A 19,446-nucleotide genomic window follows, 5' to 3' on the forward strand; every position below is an offset into this window, starting at 1 on the left:
TTCCGTTGCGGGCGCAGGTGTTTGTGCCAGGGTGCACCGCCGATCTGTCCCGGAACCGCATGCCGGTTCCGGACACTCCGGCCGCCTGTGACATGCCATTCCCCCCGACGTTCTGACATGACGCAGGTCCGGGCGAAGGTCAAGTTATGGCTGACGCGGCGGGTTCAGACCGTGTGCAGATAGAGATCGAAGTCGAGCTTTGACACCGTGCGACTGACCCGAGCGTATTCGGCGGCTTTGACGGCCACAAAGGTCCGGTGCATGTCCTCGCCAAGCGCGTCCTTTAGAAAGGCCGAGTCCCGCGCAGCGTCGATGGCGGTGCGCCAGTCGCGCGGCATGTGATCGTCCTGACCTTCGTCATAGCCGTTGCCGATGGTCTCGGGGCCGGGATCAATCCGGTTCTTCAATCCGTGCCGGATGGCGGCAAGCACGGTTGTTGCGACCAGATAGGGATTGGCATCGACGCCCGAGGGGCGGTGTTCGATCCGGCGCGCGCGAATGTCACCCGCCGGAATACGCAGCGCCACCGAGCGGTTGTTGACACCCCAGTTGGTCGAGATCGGCGCATAGCTCTGGTTGGCAAAGCGCCGCCAGGAATTGGCATGCGGAGCAAAGACCAGCATCGATTCCGCCATCGTGTCCCGCATCCCGCCGATGGCGTGCAGGACGGTTTCGGTCCATTCGCCTTCTTCCTGTTCAGCAAACACGTTGCGGCCGTCCCGATCCTGGAGTGAGACGTGGAAATGCATGCCGGACCCGGCATATTCCTCGACCGGTTTGGCCATGAAACAGGCGGTCACCCCATGGGCGCGGGCCTGGGCGCGCACGATCCGCTTGAGCCGGATCAGGTCATCGGCGGCCTGCAACACGTCCTCGCGATAGTGCAGGGTCAACTCGTACTGGCCCGGCGCGTATTCCGAAATCAGGGTCTCGGCCTTGATCCCGGCCAGCTCGGCGGCTTTGTAAACGTCCGAGAACAGCGGCAGCATGCCATGCAAATGATCGACCGAATAAACCTCGGTCTTGTGTGAGCGGCGGCCATCCAGCACGTCGCGCGCGGGCTGCGCCTTGTCGTCGGCATCCAGCTCGTTGGCGAGCAGAAAGAACTCCAGCTCGAACGCGCCTGCGGGCTTCAACCCTTCGGCGGCCAGCAATTCGACCTGGCGCGCCAAGGCATGGCGCGGATCGCTGGTCATCGGTGTGCCGTCCAGTTCGTAGAGCGACATGAACACCTCGGCCCGGGGCGGCGTTGTGTTGTGCAGCCGCTTGAGCGTCCCGGGAATGGGCCAGGCGCGCAGGTCGCCGTCGCCCTGATCCCAGATCAGACCGGTTTCGTGCACATCCTCGCCGCAGATGTCGAGGCCAAGGATCGAGATCGGCATGTGGCGACCGGATTTGTAGAGCGAGGCCAACTCGTGTCGGCGGATGATCTTGCCGCGCCCGATGCCGTTGGAATCGTGCAGCAGGATATCGACCGCCTCGATATCCGGGTTGGCTTCGAGAAAGGCTTCGGCCTCGGCCAGGGTTGCGCCCGAGGGGCAGGGGGTGGTCATGGTCTTTGTCCTCAGGTCAGAAGTTCGGTCAGGATATCGTCGAAGGTTGCAATCAGCCGGTCGATCTGTTCGTTCGAGGTGACCGGGCTGACCAGCATCATGTTGTGGAAGGGCGCGATCAGACAGCCCCGGTTCAAAAGAGCGGTATGGATGGCGGCCTCTAGCTCCGGTTTATGGGCGGTTGCAGCCTCGGTTCCATTCTTCAGCGGGCCCGGGGCGCAGATAAACTCCACCCGCGCTCCGACACGCACCACGTGCCAGGGTACGCCATGGCGGGCGATACTCTCGGACAGCCCGGTGGCCAGTCGCTCGGCCCCGGCCTCCATATGGGCATAGTTGCCGGCGGTCATGACTTGCGACAGATTGGCGGCCAGGCAGGCAAATTGCATCGGGTTGGCAGACAGGGTGGTGCCCATGCCGGAATGCCCGCCCGGACGGGCATCGTGATATGCGCGCCAGGCCTCGGCCACGGCGGGGCGCAGACCCCAGACCGCGGTGGGCATGCCGCCTGCAACGCATTTGCCGACGACAAAAACATCGGGGTCGAGCCCGTAGACGCCGGTGTATCCACCCAGGCCGGAGGACAGGGTATGCGTCTCGTCGATCATCAAGAGCGCGCCATACTGCGTGGCCAGTGCGCGCAGGCCGTCCAGAAACCCGGGATCGGGCAACACCATGCAGCTGTTTGTCATCACCGGTTCGGTCAGGATGGCGGCCACATCCCCGGCACGGAGCGCCGATTCGACCGAGTTAAGGTCGTTGAACTCGCAAGCGACTGCCAGCTTGGCAAGGTCGGTCACCTGCCCGGCAAGACCGGGACGGGTCCGGGTCTGGCCCTGATGCAGTTCCACCATCGAGTCGTCTACCGCGCCGTGATAGCAACCGTGGAACACGATCACCTTGGCTTTGCCTGTGACTGCGCGGGCGACGCGCAAGGCGAACCGGTTGGCGTCCGAGGCGGTGGTGGCGATCTGCCAGCGGAAATAGCCGAATTTCTCGGTCAAAAGTGCCGCCGATTCCAGCGCGGCCTCGGTCGGCAGCATGTAGGTCAGGCCGATATCGGCCTGTGTCCGTATCGCCCGCGCCACTGGCTCGGGTGAATGGCCGAACATCGACCCGGTATCGCCCAGACAGAAATCGTCGATCACATGCCCGTCGATATCGGTCAGCCGGGCGCCGCGCGCCTCGGCCACCAGCATGGGAAAGGGCATCGGCCAGTCACGCATCCAGTGCATCGGAACACCGTCTAGAAACTGGTCTGCGCCAGCGTCCAACGCGGCGCGCGTCCTGGGGCGGGTGGATGCAAAGCGTTCCGCCTCGCGGCGGGCGAGGGTGTCGATACGGTCGCGGCGGATACCGGCGATGGTGCCTTGGGACTCTACCATGGGAGGCTCCGAATGGATTCCTATGGTAGATGCCGCTTTTTGATCAAATTGGCAACTGGCTTGTTTTGGCCCGGGTGTCAGGCGTCGACGTTATCGACAACCTCGGCGAATTTCTGAAAGAAGCTGGCGGCCAGTTTCTTTGCCGTGCCCTGGATCAACCGGCTGCCCAGTTGCGCCAGCTTTCCGGCGATCTCGGCCTTGGCCTGATAGGTCAGGACGGTTTTTCCATCTGTTTCTACGAGGGTAACATCTGCGCCGCCCTTGGCATGGCCAGCAGGGCCGCCGTTCCCTTGCCCGGTCAGCGAAAAACGCGTCCGGAGCGCCGGAAGTGTCCAGCTCCACGGTCCTGCTGAACCGCGCCTTGACTGGTCCGACTTTGAGCACGACCTTGGCTTCCAACTAAGTTTCCGAGTTTTTGATCAATTCTTCACATCCCGGAATGCATTGACGCAGGATCTCGGGGTCGTTGAGGGCCGCGTGGACAACAGCCTTGGGCGCGTTGATTGTGACCTGGTTGTTCAGTTCTATGTGGGGTCCTTTTCAGCAGCAGGAAAACGTGATGCGGGCGAGGGTTTGTGCCTGATCGGGTGTTGTCGCGGTATGGCGGACAACCCGACGATAGAGCGCGAGCATGCGTCTCATGACTTCACCTCGCGTGCCTTGTGGCGGCGTTGCTGGATCAGCCGGGCGAGAATCGAGAGCGCGATTTCATATGGCGTGACGGCGTCGATGGCCAACCCGGCTGGCGCGTTCACTCGGTCGAGTGTTTCAGGATCCATGCCCTCGGTTTCGAATCGGGCGCGCAGGGCAGCAAACTTGCGGCGACTGCCAACAAACGACCAATGTTCCGCGCTGGCCGCCAATGCGGCCATGAGCGCAGGGGCATCTCCTTGACCCTGGGTCGCCAGCACGATCATCCGCCGCGCGCCAGGCACGATGTCGGGCAACGCCGCCGCCGGATCGGCCCGCGTCACGGTCCAGTCGAATTGCGGCGCCAGCCGGGCCAGCGCCTGCGCCACTGGCGAGGCGCCATAGATCACCAGTTCGGGTAGCGGCAGGATGGGTTCGACAAAGATATCCATCGAGCCACGCGAAGGGCAGCCATTGCGGGCAATCTTGGTTCCATCGGCCTGGTCACCTGCGACAAGGCCCTTCTCGGTCAGCAGGTCCTCGGGCATGAGAGAGACCAGCTGGGGTGTGCCATCGGCCAGGGCCTGGCGTGCCGCCCGCCCCAGTGCGCCCCTAACACAGCCACCGCCCACCCAGCCATGCAGGATGTCACCTTCGGCCGACAGCACCGCCTTGGCTCCCGGTTTTGCGGCTGTTTGCCCCAAGGTACGGATCACCGTCGCACTCGCAAACGGCGCACCGGATGCCCGGAGGCTTTCTGTGACATTGGCCAGTTCATGATCAAGGATTTCCGCGGGGATCATAGGCGCGCAAACTCCGGTTCCAGGGCGGCGAGATCGGCAAGCCGGTTGGCAGGGTGAAAAAGGTCAAGATGGGGCAGGGCGGCCTGCATCCCGGCCGCGATTGGGGCGTATCCGGTCCAGCCCTTGAGCAGGTTGAGCCAGACGATCCGGCACCCCCTTTTGCGGAGCGCGGACAGCGCCGCCCCGATCCGTTCCGGCGCATCGGTGTCGTAACCATCGGACAGGATCAGAACGACCGTGCGACGGTTTACGAAACGCCGGGCATAGGTATGGGCGAACCGATCCAGTGAGGCCCCAATGCGTGAACCGCCGCCAAACCCGTCGGCCATCAGCGACAACCGGTCAAGGGCGCGCAACGTGTCCTTGTCGCGCAGGGCCTCGGTGATCCGAACCAGCCTGGTGTGAAACAGGTAAGCATCCGCCGTGCCGTAGCTGCGCATGAGACCGGCAAGGAAGGCAAGGAAGACTTGCACATAAAGGGTCATCGACCCCGAGACATCGCACAACGCAACGATCTTCAGCGGCCGGTCAGGGCGGTTTTTTCGGGGCAGGCGCAGCGGCTCTCCGCCGGTAGTCAGCGATTGCCGCATGAGACGGCGGAAATGGATGCGGTCGCCTTTTTGGGCGACGCGGCGGCGGCGCGACAGGCGGTCGCGCAAGGCAACGCCCAAGCGCCGCGCGATTATTTCCGCCTGGGCAATCTCCTCGGGCTGCACCAGGTCGCGCAGGTCGCGTTTCATCAGGGTGTTGGTCAGGCTGGCGATCAGCTTGCCGGTGCCGCCGGTCTCGGCCTCGTCCTTGTCCGCTTCGGGCGCGGTGGCCTTACCTGCGCCAGAGGCGCGGGTGTCGCCATTGGCGGTGCGAGAAGAATGGACACTTTCCTGACCTTGCTTTTGGGGGCTCGGCATCACCTTTTGCACCACCCGCCCGCCGTTCAGCCAGTAGCTGTCGAACAGTTCGTCGAACCGCTCGCTCTCTTCGGCGCTGCCGGTGCAGACGGCGCGCAGCGCAAGCCGGGTCTGGTTGGGGTCGGCGGCCTGCACATGGGTCAGTGCACGCAATGCAAGCTCGGTTTACATCACCCCCAGCCGCAGGCCGTTTGCTCGCAGATGCGCCATGAACCCCGAAAGCCGCGCCGCCGGGCCGGGGTCTCTTGCAACGAAACGGGTGACCCGGCTCATGCGGCGCGGCCTGCCAGCCGCTGGGCAACCTCTGTCGTGATATTGGCGCGGGCAGTTTCGGTTTTGAGCAGGGTCGCCAGAGCTGCCTGAAGTGCAACGGGGTCGCGGGTCAGGTCGGACAGACCGAGCCCCATCAGGGCGGCGGCGAAATCGAGCATTTCCGCAATGCCGGGGGTCTTTTCCAGCTCTTCCTTGCGCAAGGACTGCACGAAGCCCACGATCTGCCCGGCCAATACCGTCTCGATCCCCGGTTGACACGCTTGCAGGATGGCAAGTTCGGTCGCCCGGTCCGGATAGGCGACATGGGCGTAAAGACAGCGCCGCCGCAGCGCATCCGACAAGTCGCGCGTTCCATTTGCGGTCAGGATCACCATCGGGCGCGTGGTGGCCTTGATCGTACCCATCTCGGGGATGGTAATCTGATAGTCGGCCAAAATCTCAAGCAGATAGGCCTCGAATTCCTCGTCGGCCCGGTCGATCTCGTCGACCAATAGCACGGGCGGTTCCGGTTGGCGGATCGCTTTCAACAGCGGCCGTTCCAGCAGAAACTCATCCGAGAAAAGCCTGTCTTCGACCGCGCGCCCTGTTTGGCCGTCCTCTGCCGCAGCGCGGATGGTCAGCAACTGTCGCTGATAGTTCCATTCATAGATCGCCTGTGAGGCATCTAGCCCCTCGTAGCATTGCAGACGGATCAACTGGGTCTGGCGCACCCCGGCCAGCACACGCGCGATCTCGGTCTTGCCGACACCCGCCGCCCCTTCGAGCAGCAAGGGCCGCCCCAGCATGAGCGCCAGATATACGGCCATGGACAGCTCGTCCGAGGCGACGTAGCCCTGTTTTGCCATATCGGATTGCAGATCGGTCCAGCTCATGTGCGATCTCGCGTTGGGAAACGGATGGGCCGTGCGGCCCACCCTGGTCTGCGTTCAGCCGTGTAGGCCGAGGTCGTCGGCGATCTTCCAGATCCGCCAATGATCGTGCGGCATGTGGCTCTGCCGCAGGCCAAAGGCCCGGAAAGCATCGTGCACCGCGTTCGAAAACGCCGGCACACCGCCCACGTTCGGGCTTTCGCCCACGCCCTTGGCGCCGATCGGATGATGCGGGCTGGGCGTGACGGTATGATCGGTGGTGTAATGCGGCGTCTCCCACGCGGTCGGCAGGAAAAAGTCCATCAGCGTTTCGGTCTTGCAGTTGCCCATTTCGTCATAGGCGATCTCCTGACCCCTCGCGATGGCCAGCGCTTCGGTCAGGCCGCCGTGGACCTGGCCTTCGATGATCATCGGGTTGATCCGGGTGCCGCAATCGTCCAGCGCATAGAACTGGCGGATCTGATGTTCGCCGGTATCCACGTCGATCTCCATGACGCAAATATAAGCCCCGAACGGATAGGTCATGTTTGGCGGGTCGTAATAGCTGACCGCCTCTAGGCCGGGTTCGATTCCCGGGATAGCCTGGTTATACGCGGCAAAGGCGATCTCCTTCATCGTCTTGAACCGCTCGGGCGCGCCCTTTCTCACGAAACGGTCGACATCGAACTCGACGTCGTCGTCATGCACCTCCGGCATGTAGGCAGCGATCATCTGCGCCTTGGCGCGGATCTTGCGGCCAGCCATGGCGGTTGCAGCACCGGCAACCGGGGTCGAGCGGCTGCCATAGGTGCCCAGACCATAGGGCGCAGTGTCGGTGTCGCCTTCCTCGACCGTGATCGAACCCGCCGGGATGCCGATCTCGCTGGCGAGGATCTGGGCAAAGGTGGTCGCATGACCCTGGCCCTGGCTGATCGTGCCCAGCCGGGCGATGGCGCTGCCGGTGGGGTGAATGCGAATCTCGCAACTGTCGAACATGCCCAAGCCAAGGATATCACAGTTCTTGACCGGGCCCGCGCCCACGATCTCGGTGAAATGCGTCAGGCCGATACCCAGAAGTTTGCGGGTCTCGCCGCGCTTGAAGTCCTCGACCCGCTCGGCCTGCTCCTTGCGCAGATCGTCGTAGCCCACGGCCTTGAGCGCCTTGTCCCAGGCGGTGTGATAATCGCCCGAGTCGTATTCCCACCCCAGCGCGGACTGGTAGGGGAATTGGTCCTTGCGGATGAAGTTGATGCGGCGCAGCTCGGCGGCATCCATGTTCAGCTCGATCGCCAGCACCTCGATCATCCGCTCGATGAAATAGGCGGCCTCGGTCACCCGGAACGAGCCGCGATAAGCGACGCCGCCGGGTGCCTTGTTGGTATAGACTCCGTCCACGGCCAGATAGGCGGTTGGGATGTCATAGGAGCCGGTGCAGATGTTCATGAACACGGCCGGGAACTTGGTCGGGTCGGCGCAGGCGTCGAACCCGCCGTGGTCCGCTGTCGTGTGGCACCACAGGCCGGTGATCTTGCCCTCCTTGGTGGCGGCGATCTTGCCTTTCATCCAGTAGTCGCGGGCAAAGGCGGTGGTCATCAGGTTTTCCATCCGGTCCTCGACCCATTTCACCGGCTGGCCGGTGACGATCGAGGCGACGACGGAACAGACGTAACCGGCATAGGCGCCGACCTTGTTACCAAAGCCGCCACCGATATCGGGAGAGATCACGCGGATGTTGTGCTCCTCGATGCCCGAGATCAGCGACACAACGGTACGAATCGCATGCGGCGCCTGGAAGGTGCCCCACAGCGTCAGCTTGCCTTTGACCTTGTTCATCGAGGCGACGCAGCCGCAGGTTTCCAGCGGGCAGGGGTGGGTGCGATGGTAATAGACCATCTCTTCGGCCACTACGTCGGCCTCGGCCAGCACCTGTTCGGTCGCCTCGCGATCACCGGCCTCCCAGGTAAAGATATGGTTGGGATGCTTCCGCGGGCCGTGGGCGCCGGGCGCGGCCGGATCGAGATCCTCGCGCAACACGACATCGGACTTCAGCGCTTCGAACGGGTCGGTCAGGACGGGTAGTTCCTCGTACTCGACCTCGACCAGTTCGACCGCATCGGCGGCGATGTAACGGTCGCGCGCGATGACATAGGCAACCTCTTGCCCCTGGAACAACACTTTGCCATCGGCGAGCACCATCTGCTTGTCACCGGCCAGTGTCGGCATCCAGTGCAGGCCCAGCGGCACCAGATCTGCAGCCGTCAGCACCGCCACGACACCATCCAGCGCCATTGCGGCCTCGGTGTTGATGGATTTGACGCGGGTATGGGCATAGGGCGAACGGACGAAATCGCCGTGCAGCATTCCGGGCATCTTCAGGTCATCGACATGGTTGCCCTTGCCCTGGGTGAACCGGGCATCCTAGACCCGCTTGCGCGAACAGCCCAGGCCCTTGAGGCCGGCAACGCGTTCTTCTCTCTCGGGGGTCATGTCGTTCATTCTGCGGCCTCCTTCGCGGCGTTCAGCTCGCTTGCAGCGGCAAGGATGGATTTCACGATGTTCTGGTATCCGGTGCAGCGGCAGAGATTACCGTTCATGCCGAAACGGATCTCTTCCTCGGTCGGGTTCGGGTTTTTCTCCAGCAGCTTGCTGGCGCGGGTGATCATGCCCGGCGTGCAGAAACCGCATTGCAACCCGTGATGCTCGCGGAACGCGGTTTGCAGCACATGTGGTACGTCCGGAGTGCCAAGCCCCTCGATCGTGGTCAGGTCTGCACCGTTGGCCTGGGCTACGAACATTGTGCAGGATTTCACCGACTTGCCGTTCACGATCACGGTGCAGGCGCCGCAATGCGAAGTTTCGCAGCCGATATGCGGGCCGGTCAGGTTCAGCCTTTCGCGCAGCGTATGGATCAGCAATTCGCGCGGTTCGACGAGGAATTCATGGGACTGGCCGTTCACGGTCAGTTCGACATGCATCTTTTTGGGCATCTGGTTCCTCCTTACGCGCGATCCCACGCGCGACGGATGGCGCGGGTCAGCACGGTTGCGGCGGCATGGCGTTTAAAGGCGGCGGGGCCGCGATTGTCCTCGACCGGCTCGATGTCCGCCTGCATTGCGGCGATGGCGGCGGCGATTGCCGCGTCATCCACTGTTGTGCCGACCAGTGCGGCACCGGCGGCTTCGGACCAGATCGGCGTATCGCTGAGGTTGGTCATCGCGATGGATGCTCTTGCGCAGACACCGCCGCTTTTCTCGATCTGCACGGCGGCTGCCGCAGTGGCATAGTCGCCGATCTTGCGCTTCTGTTTCTCGTAGGCATAACCGCCCTTAGGCGCAGCAAAGCTGACTGAGGTCAAAACCTCGCTGTCATCCCGGTCGGTCATATAGGCGGCGTGATAGAAACCGCGCGCCGCGACCTCACGCGTGCCATCCGTCCCGACCAGGGCGAATGTCGCGTCAAGGCATTGCATCAGCCCCGGCAAGATCGGCGAAATCCTGCAAGTCAATCAGATGTGCGATTTCGGCCATGCGCAACTTCATCATGGGGATCAGGCTGTGACCGCCCGCCATGACGCGCGCATCGTCGCCGTGTTCCTGTAGCAAGGCGATCACGTCGCCCATGTCCTTTGGCCGGTAATAGTCGAACGCCGCCGGTATCATTTTGCTTGTCCTCCCCTGCAAGGCCGAGTTCTGGCAGGGGAAGGTTGCTATGGGCAGCACAAGTCGGCGACAGGATTCACCCGAAAACAGAGGCTTTGTGCACGAAATGCGAAAGACCGCGCACGAAATGCATGCCGCACGCGGTCAGACGCCAAGAACCTCGCGCACCGCCTTCAGCCGCGCCCGGCTGACCGGCACGCGCGGCAGGCCGGGCAGGTTCATATGACAGATGCCGTTATCCTTTAGCCGCTCGAAGCTTTCGACAAATGCGGGATTGACCAGGTAGCTGCGGTGGGTCTTGGTAAAGGTCGCGGGATCAAGTCGGCGTTCGGCCTCGGTGATGGACCAGACACAGAAATACCTGCGCCCTTGTGCGTAGATATGGGTGTAATGCCCCTCGGCCCGAATGGCGGCGACGGATTTTGCATCGAAGAAATGCGTGCGGCCATCCTGTTCATAGGGGATCTGGCGGGCGAACTTGGGCTCGGCTGACTTTTTTACGGGCAACTCCTGTGGAATGGGGGCTTCCGTCTCGGGCTTGGGTTGCGCAGGTGTCACAAAGGAGATGCCCGTCAACAGGAATGCCGCGCATAGCACAAATCTGGAGAGGACCACACCGATGGCAAGGACCTCTTTGCCGATCATCGGGCCGACGTCGCCTTCGGCGCCGATGGCGACAAACGAAGTGCCCCAGATCGCCACGAAATGAACGATGAACACGGCGCTGCCGAAACAGACGGTGCCCAGCAGGATGTTGAGGTGACTGCGCTGACCGTAAGCAATCCAGAACGCCGCCATGTTGAGCACGCAAGACCCGATCACGGCCAGCGCGATGCCTCCGGGCGAATACAAGGGTCTGCACAGTTGCAACCCGGCCATGCCGAGCCAATGCATTGCGATGATGCCGAGACCCACGATGATACCGGCGCCCGCCAAAACGGCGGGGGTGCGCGGTCGGAGATGCAAGAGCAGCAGCGCAACACCCACCACCAGAATGGCCACCAGCGCCGAAATCAGCGTGACGGTCGCGTCAAAGTAGAACTGTATCGGCAGTTGCAGGCCCAGCATAGCCACGAAATGCATCGACCAGATGCCTCCACCCAACGCGAACGCAGCCATTGAAATCGCAAGCTTGCGCTGATTGACGCTACGCTTGGACAGCCCCTGCGTCAGCGACAGCCCGGTGAAACCCGCGATCATCGCAACACAGAGCGACGCGGCCACTAGCTAGAGGTTATGCGTGTAGTCGAGGATCTGCATGTCCGCGGTTGCGCTTTGGGTTTTGTTTTGACGTCATCATAATTTGTAGCGGCGAAAGCGCGAACTGCTAATTCGGCGGGCGCCACTTCATGCCATTGCGGATCGGCGGGCCTGATCCTAAGCTTTGCCGCGACCAGCCAGCAGGATGACAGATGACCACCGATGCCCAAGCCCCCGGCAAGACAACCCATGACGCCGAGGAAGACGCCCGCAACCGCGATATCCTGATCTATGTCGACGGCGAACTGGTCCACAAGGACGAGGCCAAGGTTTCAGTCTATGACAGCGGTTTCATGCTGGGCGATGGCATGTGGGAGGGCATGCGGCTCTATGATGGGGAATGGGCCTTTTTTGACGAACACATGGACAGGCTGTTCAACTCGTGCAAAGCGGTGTCGCTCGATATAGGCAAGGCGCCCGAGGAAATTCGCGGGATTCTTGACCGGACGGCAGCGGCCAATGGGATGACCAGCGACGCCCATTGCCGCCTGATGATCACGCGTGGACGCAAGGCCAAACCGTTCCAGCATCCCGGCCTGTCGAAATGGGGCCCTACCATCGTTGCGATCATCGAACACTCGCGCCCGTCCGAAGATGTGCAGCGGCGCGGGGTCCGGCTTGCCTCAGTGCCGCAGGTGCGCGGCTTGCCGCACAGCCAGGACCCCAAGTTCAACAGCCATTCCAAGCTTAACTGCGTGATCGCCTGTTTGCAGGCCGAGCAGGCGGACGCGGACGAGGCGCTGATGCTCGATCCGCATGGGTTCGTGAACACGACGAATGCCTGCAACTTCTTCATTGTGCGGCGGGGCGAGGTTTGGACCTCGACCGGGGATTACTGCATGAATGGGGTGACTCGGCAAAAGGTGATCGACCTCTGCCGTGACAACGGCATCCCGGTGTTCGAGAAGAACTTCTCCCTCTACGAGGCCTATGGCGCGGACGAGGCATTTCTGACCGGCACTTTCGGCGCCCAGACTCCGGTCGCCTCGATTGACGGCAAGCCCATCGGCACTGGCAAGGCCGGGCCGGTGATGATGCGCATCCGCACGCTTTACAAGGAACTGGTGGCGCAGAACCGGGCCGAACAACAGGCCCGGCGCGGGTGACAAACGGTATCCGGTCCCGGTGCGCCGCGTTATACTGACCCGATGAAACCGCAATCCGATACGTCTTTGCCCAACATCGAACCCGAGGGGCCGTATGACAGCGACCCAGTCGCGGAAGAGGATCTGTGGTTTTTGCCTGGTCCCGAAGATGACGACGCGCTGGATCCACTGTTTCCGACCCCGAAGGCGGCAGCACGGCCTTTGTTCGATCCTGTTGATTGGCGGTCCGCACAGGCTGGGTATTCGAGTGAACTGGCGGATCTCGCGTTCCAGTTCGGCGCGCTGGAGGAGCGGTTGCGCGCCGGTCCTGCGGAATGGGCCCACAGGCTGGCCTTGCTTGAGGTCGCGGATCTCGGCTGGTGGGCGGGCGACCGGATCAGTGCCGAGCGGCTGGCGCTCTGGACCGGGTTGCGTCTGAGTGCAACGTCTGACGACACCCAGGCATTGGCCCGCGCCGGATGGGCGGTGCGCAGGTTGAGTGGCGGGCCAGCGCCCGATGCAGGCGGCTGGCTGGTTGGGCTGTCTGATTTTCTGGGCCGGGGTGGCGCTAACGGGGATGCGATCCCGGACGCCATCGCCGATCTGGCCGAAGTGATGGACGGCGCGGTGACCCTGCACCCGGTGACGCGGGCCGCGATGATGTTTCATAGTTGGATGGCACTGGGACAAGGCTGGTCGACCGCGGTCGAGGCGGTGGTTCTGGCCGCGCGCCATGGCGCTAGCATGGGGCGCGGCGCGGCGCCGTTCCTGCCGTTGGCGCTGTCGGGACCGGGCGCCTTGCGTGGAATTGGTGACCCGGACCAGAAACTGGGCGCCTGGCTGCGCGGCTCTACACAGGCGGTCGTTGCGGCGCTACTGCATCTGGAGCGGATCGCGGCCTGGCGCGCCCGGGCAGAAACCGCGACGGCTGACCTGAGTGGGCGAACCCCCCCGGCTCTGGTCTCGGTCATGGCAGCATGGCCAATGGTGACCGCGCCTCTGGCTGAGGCAAAGGCGGGTGCGTCGCGAGCAGCCGTGCAACGCAATCTCGATCTGTTTACCCGCCGGGGTCTGATCCGGGAGATGACCGGGCAGGACCGTTACCGGGTATGGACAGCGGCGATCTGATCCCCGTTCCGCAACACGCGCGGGGGGTGACCGAACTCTGCACGGAACGCCCGTGTCATGGCGCTGGCGTTTTCATAACCGCAACGCGCGGCGATTTCAGACACCGGCTGATCCGTTTCGGTGACCAGCTTGCGCGCGAGGTTCAGTCGCAGTCTGCGGTAGACGGTTTGTGGCGTGGCCTTGAGCTCGGCCATCATCCGCGCTTCGAGTGTCTTTTGGGTACAGCCGACCTGGCGCGCGATCTGGGCGATGGACAATGGCCGTTCCAGGTTGTCCTGCATAGCCATCACCGCCTTGTTCACCGACCGGCGGCCGATTCCCGCTGGCGCGCCATGCGATCGGGCCGAATCCCGGGTCATGAACAGCTGTGCCACCTCCAGCGCCAACAACTGCCCGTGATCCTGCTCGATCAGATGCATCACAAGGTCAAAGGCCGCCATCGCGCCCGAGCAGGTGATCCGGGGTCCGTCGATGACAAACCGTTCGCGTAGAGTCTGAACCTGCGGAAAAGTTTCGGCAAAGCTTGATAGTTCCTCCCAATGGATCGTGGCGCGGTGCCCGTCCAAAAGCCCGGCGCGTGCCAGCAGCCAGCTGCCGGTATCCAGCCCGGCCAGAACCGAATAGCGTTTCGCGGCAGACGTCAGGGCACGCACGGTGCGCCAACCTTCATGCCCGCGAAAACCATAAGACGGCATGACGACCAACATGGACCCACGCCCCTGGTCCAGACGTTCGTGCGGCGAAACCTGCATGCCGGACGAACTGTGGACCGGCGCGCCGTCGAGTGTCAGAAAGCGCCAGGCATAAAGCGGGCGGCGAGACAAAGTGTTCGCCGCCCTCAGCGGCTCGACCGTGTTGGCCAGGCAATGATTGGAAAACGCGTCGAACAAAAGAAAGTCGATGGTTTCGGTCTGCGCGTGAATTTTGGGTGAGCTTTGCATGATTGATGCCTAAACCAGCACGACGCTATGTCGCAAGCCCGGATCTCCTGTAACCGAATTCGCATGAGGGAGCGTGCGCCATGTATTTTGGCCTGACCGAAGAACAGGAGATGATCGTCTCCACCGTCCGCAGTTTCGTGGAGAACGAGATCTATCCCCACGAGGCCGAAGTGGAGCGCACCGGGCAGGTGCCCCATGAACTTGGCGAAGAGATCAAGCGCAAGGTCATCGACCTGGGCTTTTATGCCTGCAACTTCCCCGAAGAGGTCGGCGGCGCTGGCCTCAGCCATCTGGATTTTACCCTGGTCGAGCGCGAGCTGGGGCGTGGCTCCATGGCGCTGACGCATTTCTTTGGCAGGCCGCAGAACATCCTGATGGCCTGCAATCCCGAGCAGCGCGAACGCTATCTGCTGCCCGCCGTGCGTGGCGAGCGGATGGATGCGCTTGCGATGACCGAGCCCGACGCGGGATCGGATGTGCGCGGCATGAAATGCCAGGCGGTGCGCAAGGGCGGCGACTGGGTGGTCAATGGCACCAAACATTTCATCTCGGGCGCCGAACACGCGGATTTCTTTATCGTCTTTGTCGCCACCGGTGTGGATGAGACTCCGAAAGGACCAAAGAAGCGGATCACCGCCTTTTTGGTCGACCGCGGCACGCCGGGCTTCACCGTGCGGAACGGCTACAACTCGGTCAGCCACAAGGGCTACAAGAACTGCATTCTCAGCTTTGACGACTGCCGCCTGTCGGACGCACAGGTGCTGGGCGAGGTGGATGGCGGATTCGCCGTGATGAACGAATGGCTCTATGCCACGCGGCTGACGGTTGCGGCCTTCTGCGTCGGTCGCGCACGTCGCTGTTTCGACTATGCCCTGAACTACGCCGCCGAGCGCAAACAGTTTGGGCAGGAGATCGGCAAGTTCCAGGGCGTGGGTTTCCAGATTGCCGACATGATCACCGAGATCGACGCCGCCGACTGGCTGACCCTCGCCGGGGCCTGGCGGTTGGATCAGGGACTACCCGCCAACCGCGAGATCGCCAGCGCCAAGGTCTATGCCAGCGAGATGCTGGCGCGGGTCACCGATACGACATTGCAGATCTTCGGCGGTATGGGCCTGATGGACGATTTCCCGATCGAACGGTTCTGGCGCGATGCGCGGGTCGAACGGATCTGGGACGGGACCAGCGAAATCCAGCGCCACATCATCAGCCGTGACCTGCTGCGCCCGTTGGGAGCGTGATGCCTCCGGCGGGAGTATTTTCAGCAAAGTGAAAGGGCAGGGGACTGTCATGACCAAAGGTTTGGCGCGGTTGTTCCAGCCGCGGTCGATCGCGGTAATCGGCGGCGGCGCTTGGTGCCGTCAAGTAATCGTGCAATGCCGACGCATGGGCTATGACGGCGCGATCTGGCCTGTGCACTCCAAGGCGGCGGAGGTCGAAGGGTATCCGGCCTTTGCCCGGCTGGAGGATCTGCCGGCCGCGCCCGATGCTGCGTTCATCGGCATCAACCGCCATGCCACGGTCGAGGCGGTATCGCTGCTCTCGGCCATGGGGGCGGGTGGTGCCGTCTGTTTCGCCAGCGGGTTTTCCGAGGCTTTGGCCGAGGACGAGACCGGCGGTGACCTGCAAACCGCGTTGGTGGCGGCGGCGGGCGACATGCCGATCCTGGGGCCAAATTGTTACGGGTTCGTCAATGCGCTCGATGGGGCGTTGCTATGGCCCGATCAGCATGGCTGCGGGCGGGTTGAACGTGGCGTGGCCATCCTGACGCAAAGCTCGAACATCGCGATCAACCTGACCATGCAGCAGCGCGGCCTGCCCATCGCCTATGTGGTGACCTGCGGGAACATGGCGCAAACCAGCCAGGCGCAGATTGCCGCCGGTTTGCTGGATGACCCGCGCGTCACTGCCATTGGCCTGCATATCGAGGGGTTCGGCAACCTGCGCGATTGGGAGGCGCTGGCCGCCAAGGCGCACCGCAAGGGTGTGCCGTTGGTTGCGCTCAAGGTCGGTACTTCGGAACAGGCGCAGCAGGCGACGATCTCGCACACCGCCTCGCTGGCTGGCAGCGATGCAGGTGCGCAGGCGCTGCTGGACCGGCTTGGCATACCGCGCCAGGGTGCGTTGCCCGACCTGCTGGAGACGTTGAAGCTCTTGCACTGCTACGGCCCTTTGTCCGGGTCCGACATTGCCTCGATCAGTTGTTCGGGTGGCGAGGCGAGCCTGATTGCCGATATGTCAGTCGGCATGAATTTGCGCTTTCCCAAGCTGACAGCGCGACAGAGGCAAGCGTTGCGCTCGGCGCTTGGGCCGATGGTGGCGCTCAATAACCCTCTGGATTACCACACCTATATCTGGCGCGACACCGATGCGATGGCCGCCGCCTGGGCTGGCATGACCGGGGACGGTGTGGCGCTGACTTTTTCGATCGTCGACTATCCGGTGACAGACCCGACCGACTGGACCTGTGCCACACAGGCGGCGCTGAAGGTGCGCGCCGACACAGGCGCACCCTTTGCGGTGGTGGCGACCCTGCCGGAACTGATGCCCGCTGACATCGCGGCTGAGTTAATGGCGGGTGGGGTTGTCCCCTTCATGGGTCTGCGCGAGGCCCTGGCGGCGGCCGAGGCGGCAGCCGCGATCCGGGCACCGCATCCCGTGCCGCTTTGCGTGCCCGGACACGGCGAAGCCGCGCGTACACTTGGTGAAGCCGAAGCCAAGTCGGCATTATCGGCGCATGGGCTGGTGGTGCCCCGCAGTTTCAGCGCCAGTGGGTCGCGGGAAATCGACCAGATGCTTGCGGACCTAAAAGGCCCGTTTGCCGTCAAGGGTACCGGTCTTGCGCACAAGTCAGAACATGGGGCGGTGCGATTGGGCGTGGCGGCGGCAGATGTGGCCCGGGTCGTCGCCGAGATCGGCACGCCTGTGGTGTTGGTCGAAGAGATGGTGACCGACGCGGTGGCCGAGCTGCTGATCGGGGTTATCCGCGACCCGGCACATGGGTTCGTTCTGACGCTGGGCGCCGGTGGGGTGCTGACCGAGTTGATGCGCGATACGGTATCTCTTCTCGTGCCCGCATCGCCCGAAGATATCCGCGCAGCGCTGGGTCGGTTGCGCATCGCGCCGCTCTTGGCGGGTTATCGCGGCAAGCCGGGGGCTGACATGGATGCCATTCTGGATGCGGTCGGAGCGGTGCAGGACTATGTGCTTGCTCATGCCGATACGCTGGGCGAGGTTGAGATCAACCCACTGCTCGCCACACCGGATCGGGCGGTGGCGGTGGATGCACTGATCCGGCTGGGGTGAGAGATGCGCAAACTGGCAGCGGTTCTGTTTGAAGGCTTCGAGATGCTCGACTATTTCGGGCCGCTGGAAATGTTCGCCATGTTCCCCGACCAGATCGAGATCCTGGCCGTGGCCGAGCATGCCGCGCCGGTGCGCGCCTCGGGCGGGCCGGCGGTGATGCCGGACCGGGTGTTCGCTGATGGTGCGGATTACGACCTTCTGTTGGTGCCGGGCGGGCGGGGCACCCGGCGCGAGGTGGACAATCCGGCGCTGTTGAACTGGCTTTGCGCGGCCTCGGCGCGGGCCGAACTGGTCACCAGCGTCTGCACCGGATCGGCCCTGCTGGCGCGGGCCGGGCTGCTGGACGGGCGGGCGGCCACCACCAACAAGCTGGCCTTTGACTGGGTGGCGTCCCAGTCGGACAAAGTCGAATGGCGTGCTTCGGCGCGCTGGGTGGCCGATGGCCGGTTCCTGACCTCTTCGGGCGTGTCTGCGGGCATCGACATGAGTCTCGATGCGCTGGCGCGCCTCTTGGGGCCTGAGGCGGCCGGGAACGCGGCCCATTGGGCCGAGTATGTCGCCAACCGCGACGCCGAGAACGACCCTTTTGCAAGAATGGACAAGATGTGATGAGCGACAACCCCGTGAAAACCCGCCGTGATGGTGCCATTTTCGAAGTCACGCTGGACCGGCCCAAGGCCAATGCGATCGACCTGGCCACCAGCCGGATCATGGGCGAGGTGTTCCGCGAGTTCCGCGACGACCCCGAACTTCGGGTGGCGATCATCACCGGCGGTGGAGAGAAATTCTTCTGTCCTGGCTGGGACTTAAAGGCCGCCGCTGATGGCGACGCGGTCGATGGTGACTACGGTGTCGGCGGCTTTGGCGGCTTGCAGGAGCTGCGCGACATGAACAAACCGGTGATTGCTGCCGTCAACGGAATCGCATGTGGTGGCGGGTTGGAGCTGGCGCTGTCGGCGGATATGATTTTAGCGGCGGATCATGCCAGCTTTGCCTTGCCGGAAATCCGCTCGGGCACGGTGGCCGATGCGGCCAGCGTCAAGCTGCCCAAGCGTATCCCTTACCATATCGCGATGGAGCTTTTGCTGACCGGCCGCTGGTTCGATGCCGAAGAGGCGCATCGCTGGGGACTAGTGAACGAGATCGTGTCGGGTCCACAACTCCTTGACCGAGCTTGGGAATTGGCCCGCTTGCTGGCAAGCGGGCCGCCGCTGGTCTATGCCGCGATCAAGGAAATCGTGCGCGAGGCCGAGGATGCCAAGTTCCAGGATACGATGAACAAGATAACCAAGCGGCAGCTGCGCACGGTGGATGTGCTCTATTCCTCGGAGGACCAGCTGGAAGGTGCCCATGCATTCGCCGAGAAACGGGACCCGGTCTGGAAGGGGCGCTGAGGCCACGAATTGATCGTTTTGTACAGTCTGAAACACCCCGATTGACTGTTTTGTACAACGATCAATCGGGATGTTTCAGGCTGTCTTGCATGTCCTGACGACCTTCTCGGCCTCGGCTTTCTCCGTCACAGGTTTCCTGCTCTTCTTTGCTCCATGAAGGCTGCGATGAGCCGGAAACCCTCCGTTTCACAATGTGCGGCTCTGTTGCACAAATCCTGAGAGGGATTCATCTTGTGAATCCAGCGTGGTAGCTGTGCTGCATGAGCAGACCCA

Annotated in this window: 13 protein-coding genes and 4 pseudogenes; 6 read left to right on the forward strand and 11 right to left on the reverse strand. The window is 63.1% G+C overall.

The features are described 5' to 3' along the window. Positions 1–164: 164 nt before the first annotated feature. The 10 genes and pseudogenes from OEZ49_RS20485 to OEZ49_RS20530 all read right to left on the reverse strand — a co-directional run bounded on the left by OEZ49_RS20485 (position 165) and on the right by OEZ49_RS20530 (position 11,259). A complete protein-coding gene (locus OEZ49_RS20485; RefSeq protein ID WP_263390031.1) occupies positions 165–1,553 on the reverse strand; it encodes a glutamine synthetase family protein in 1,389 nt (462 codons plus the stop codon). Positions 1,554–1,564: 11 nt separating this feature from the next. Further along, positions 1,565–2,938, reverse strand: coding sequence for an aspartate aminotransferase family protein (locus OEZ49_RS20490; RefSeq protein WP_263390032.1), 1,374 nt, complete (start codon positions 2,936–2,938; stop codon positions 1,565–1,567). 77 nt (positions 2,939–3,015) lie between these two features. Then, positions 3,016–3,466 (reverse strand): annotated as a pseudogene (locus tag OEZ49_RS20495) (CoxG family protein). Between the two features lie 110 nt (positions 3,467–3,576). Beyond that, on the reverse strand, positions 3,577–4,371 hold the full coding sequence (locus tag OEZ49_RS20500; RefSeq protein WP_263390033.1) for an XdhC family protein: 795 nt from the start codon (positions 4,369–4,371) through the stop codon (positions 3,577–3,579). After that, positions 4,368–5,552, reverse strand: a pseudogene (locus tag OEZ49_RS20505) (vWA domain-containing protein). The gene OEZ49_RS20500 and the pseudogene OEZ49_RS20505 overlap by 4 nt, the downstream one beginning before the upstream one ends. Then, positions 5,549–6,424 carry an AAA family ATPase gene (locus OEZ49_RS20510; protein ID WP_263390034.1) on the reverse strand — a complete coding sequence of 292 codons (876 nt, stop codon included), beginning with the start codon at positions 6,422–6,424 and terminating at the stop codon, positions 5,549–5,551. Before OEZ49_RS20510 ends, OEZ49_RS20505 begins: the two are co-directional and overlap by 4 nt. 54 nt (positions 6,425–6,478) lie before the next feature. Further along, positions 6,479–8,896: pseudogene (locus OEZ49_RS20515) on the reverse strand (aerobic carbon-monoxide dehydrogenase large subunit). Continuing rightward, positions 8,893–9,387 (reverse strand): (2Fe-2S)-binding protein, encoded by a 495-nt coding sequence (locus tag OEZ49_RS20520; protein WP_263390035.1) that lies wholly within the window; start codon positions 9,385–9,387, stop codon positions 8,893–8,895. The pseudogene OEZ49_RS20515 and the gene OEZ49_RS20520 overlap by 4 nt, the downstream one beginning before the upstream one ends. A gap of 11 nt (positions 9,388–9,398) precedes the next feature. Next, positions 9,399–10,059 (reverse strand): annotated as a pseudogene (locus tag OEZ49_RS20525) (FAD binding domain-containing protein). Between the two features lie 144 nt (positions 10,060–10,203). Then, positions 10,204–11,259 (reverse strand): MHYT domain-containing protein, encoded by a 1,056-nt coding sequence (locus OEZ49_RS20530; protein WP_263390036.1) that lies wholly within the window; start codon positions 11,257–11,259, stop codon positions 10,204–10,206. Positions 11,260–11,471: 212 nt separating this feature from the next. On the opposite strand from OEZ49_RS20530, the gene OEZ49_RS20535 reads away from it, so the two are divergent. After that, positions 11,472–12,425, forward strand: a complete 954-nt coding sequence (locus tag OEZ49_RS20535) for an aminotransferase class IV (protein WP_263390037.1) — start codon at positions 11,472–11,474, stop codon at positions 12,423–12,425. A gap of 66 nt (positions 12,426–12,491) precedes the next feature. Further along, on the forward strand, positions 12,492–13,532 hold the full coding sequence (locus tag OEZ49_RS20540; protein WP_317853191.1) for a hypothetical protein: 1,041 nt from the start codon (positions 12,492–12,494) through the stop codon (positions 13,530–13,532). Here the strand turns inward: OEZ49_RS20540 and OEZ49_RS20545 are convergent. Further along, the gene (locus tag OEZ49_RS20545) at positions 13,505–14,473 is read right to left on the reverse strand and encodes a GlxA family transcriptional regulator (protein ID WP_263390039.1); all 969 of its coding nucleotides are present in this window, start codon (positions 14,471–14,473) and stop codon (positions 13,505–13,507) included. The genes OEZ49_RS20540 and OEZ49_RS20545 overlap by 28 nt on opposite strands. 80 nt (positions 14,474–14,553) lie before the next feature. Here OEZ49_RS20545 and OEZ49_RS20550 point away from each other — a divergent pair, with 80 nt between their 5' ends. From OEZ49_RS20550 to OEZ49_RS20565, 4 genes are read left to right on the forward strand one after another with little or no spacing between them, the layout of a single operon-like run. Continuing rightward, the gene (locus OEZ49_RS20550) at positions 14,554–15,714 is read left to right on the forward strand and encodes an acyl-CoA dehydrogenase family protein (protein WP_263390040.1); all 1,161 of its coding nucleotides are present in this window, start codon (positions 14,554–14,556) and stop codon (positions 15,712–15,714) included. A gap of 49 nt (positions 15,715–15,763) precedes the next feature. Next, positions 15,764–17,779 carry an acetate--CoA ligase family protein gene (locus OEZ49_RS20555; RefSeq protein ID WP_263390041.1) on the forward strand — a complete coding sequence of 672 codons (2,016 nt, stop codon included), beginning with the start codon at positions 15,764–15,766 and terminating at the stop codon, positions 17,777–17,779. Positions 17,780–17,782: 3 nt separating this feature from the next. Beyond that, a complete protein-coding gene (locus OEZ49_RS20560) occupies positions 17,783–18,388 on the forward strand; it encodes a DJ-1/PfpI family protein (RefSeq protein ID WP_263390042.1) in 606 nt (201 codons plus the stop codon). Beyond that, on the forward strand, positions 18,388–19,173 hold the full coding sequence (locus OEZ49_RS20565; protein WP_263390043.1) for a carnitinyl-CoA dehydratase: 786 nt from the start codon (positions 18,388–18,390) through the stop codon (positions 19,171–19,173). Before OEZ49_RS20560 ends, OEZ49_RS20565 begins: the two co-directional genes overlap by 1 nt. The last annotated feature ends 273 nt before the right edge of the window (positions 19,174–19,446 follow it).

Source organism: Ruegeria marisflavi, from assembly GCF_025673445.1.
GTDB lineage: Bacteria > Pseudomonadota > Alphaproteobacteria > Rhodobacterales > Rhodobacteraceae > Ruegeria_B > Ruegeria_B marisflavi.

Excerpts from the sequence above, each read along its gene's own strand:
- OEZ49_RS20485 (WP_263390031.1), bottom strand. The coding sequence starts at position 1,553 with ATGACCACCCCCTGCCCCTCGGGCGCAACCCTGGCCGAGGCCGAAGCC.
- OEZ49_RS20490 (WP_263390032.1), bottom strand. The coding sequence starts at position 2,938 with ATGGTAGAGTCCCAAGGCACCATCGCCGGTATCCGCCGCGACCGTATC.
- OEZ49_RS20500 (WP_263390033.1), bottom strand. The coding sequence starts at position 4,371 with ATGATCCCCGCGGAAATCCTTGATCATGAACTGGCCAATGTCACAGAA.
- OEZ49_RS20510 (WP_263390034.1), bottom strand. The coding sequence starts at position 6,424 with ATGAGCTGGACCGATCTGCAATCCGATATGGCAAAACAGGGCTACGTC.
- OEZ49_RS20520 (WP_263390035.1), bottom strand. The coding sequence starts at position 9,387 with ATGCCCAAAAAGATGCATGTCGAACTGACCGTGAACGGCCAGTCCCAT.
- OEZ49_RS20530 (WP_263390036.1), bottom strand. The coding sequence starts at position 11,259 with ATGATCGCGGGTTTCACCGGGCTGTCGCTGACGCAGGGGCTGTCCAAG.
- OEZ49_RS20535 (WP_263390037.1), top strand. The coding sequence starts at position 11,472 with ATGACCACCGATGCCCAAGCCCCCGGCAAGACAACCCATGACGCCGAG.
- OEZ49_RS20545 (WP_263390039.1), bottom strand. The coding sequence starts at position 14,473 with ATGCAAAGCTCACCCAAAATTCACGCGCAGACCGAAACCATCGACTTT.
- OEZ49_RS20550 (WP_263390040.1), top strand. The coding sequence starts at position 14,554 with ATGTATTTTGGCCTGACCGAAGAACAGGAGATGATCGTCTCCACCGTC.
- OEZ49_RS20555 (WP_263390041.1), top strand. The coding sequence starts at position 15,764 with ATGACCAAAGGTTTGGCGCGGTTGTTCCAGCCGCGGTCGATCGCGGTA.
- OEZ49_RS20560 (WP_263390042.1), top strand. The coding sequence starts at position 17,783 with ATGCGCAAACTGGCAGCGGTTCTGTTTGAAGGCTTCGAGATGCTCGAC.
- OEZ49_RS20565 (WP_263390043.1), top strand. The coding sequence starts at position 18,388 with ATGAGCGACAACCCCGTGAAAACCCGCCGTGATGGTGCCATTTTCGAA.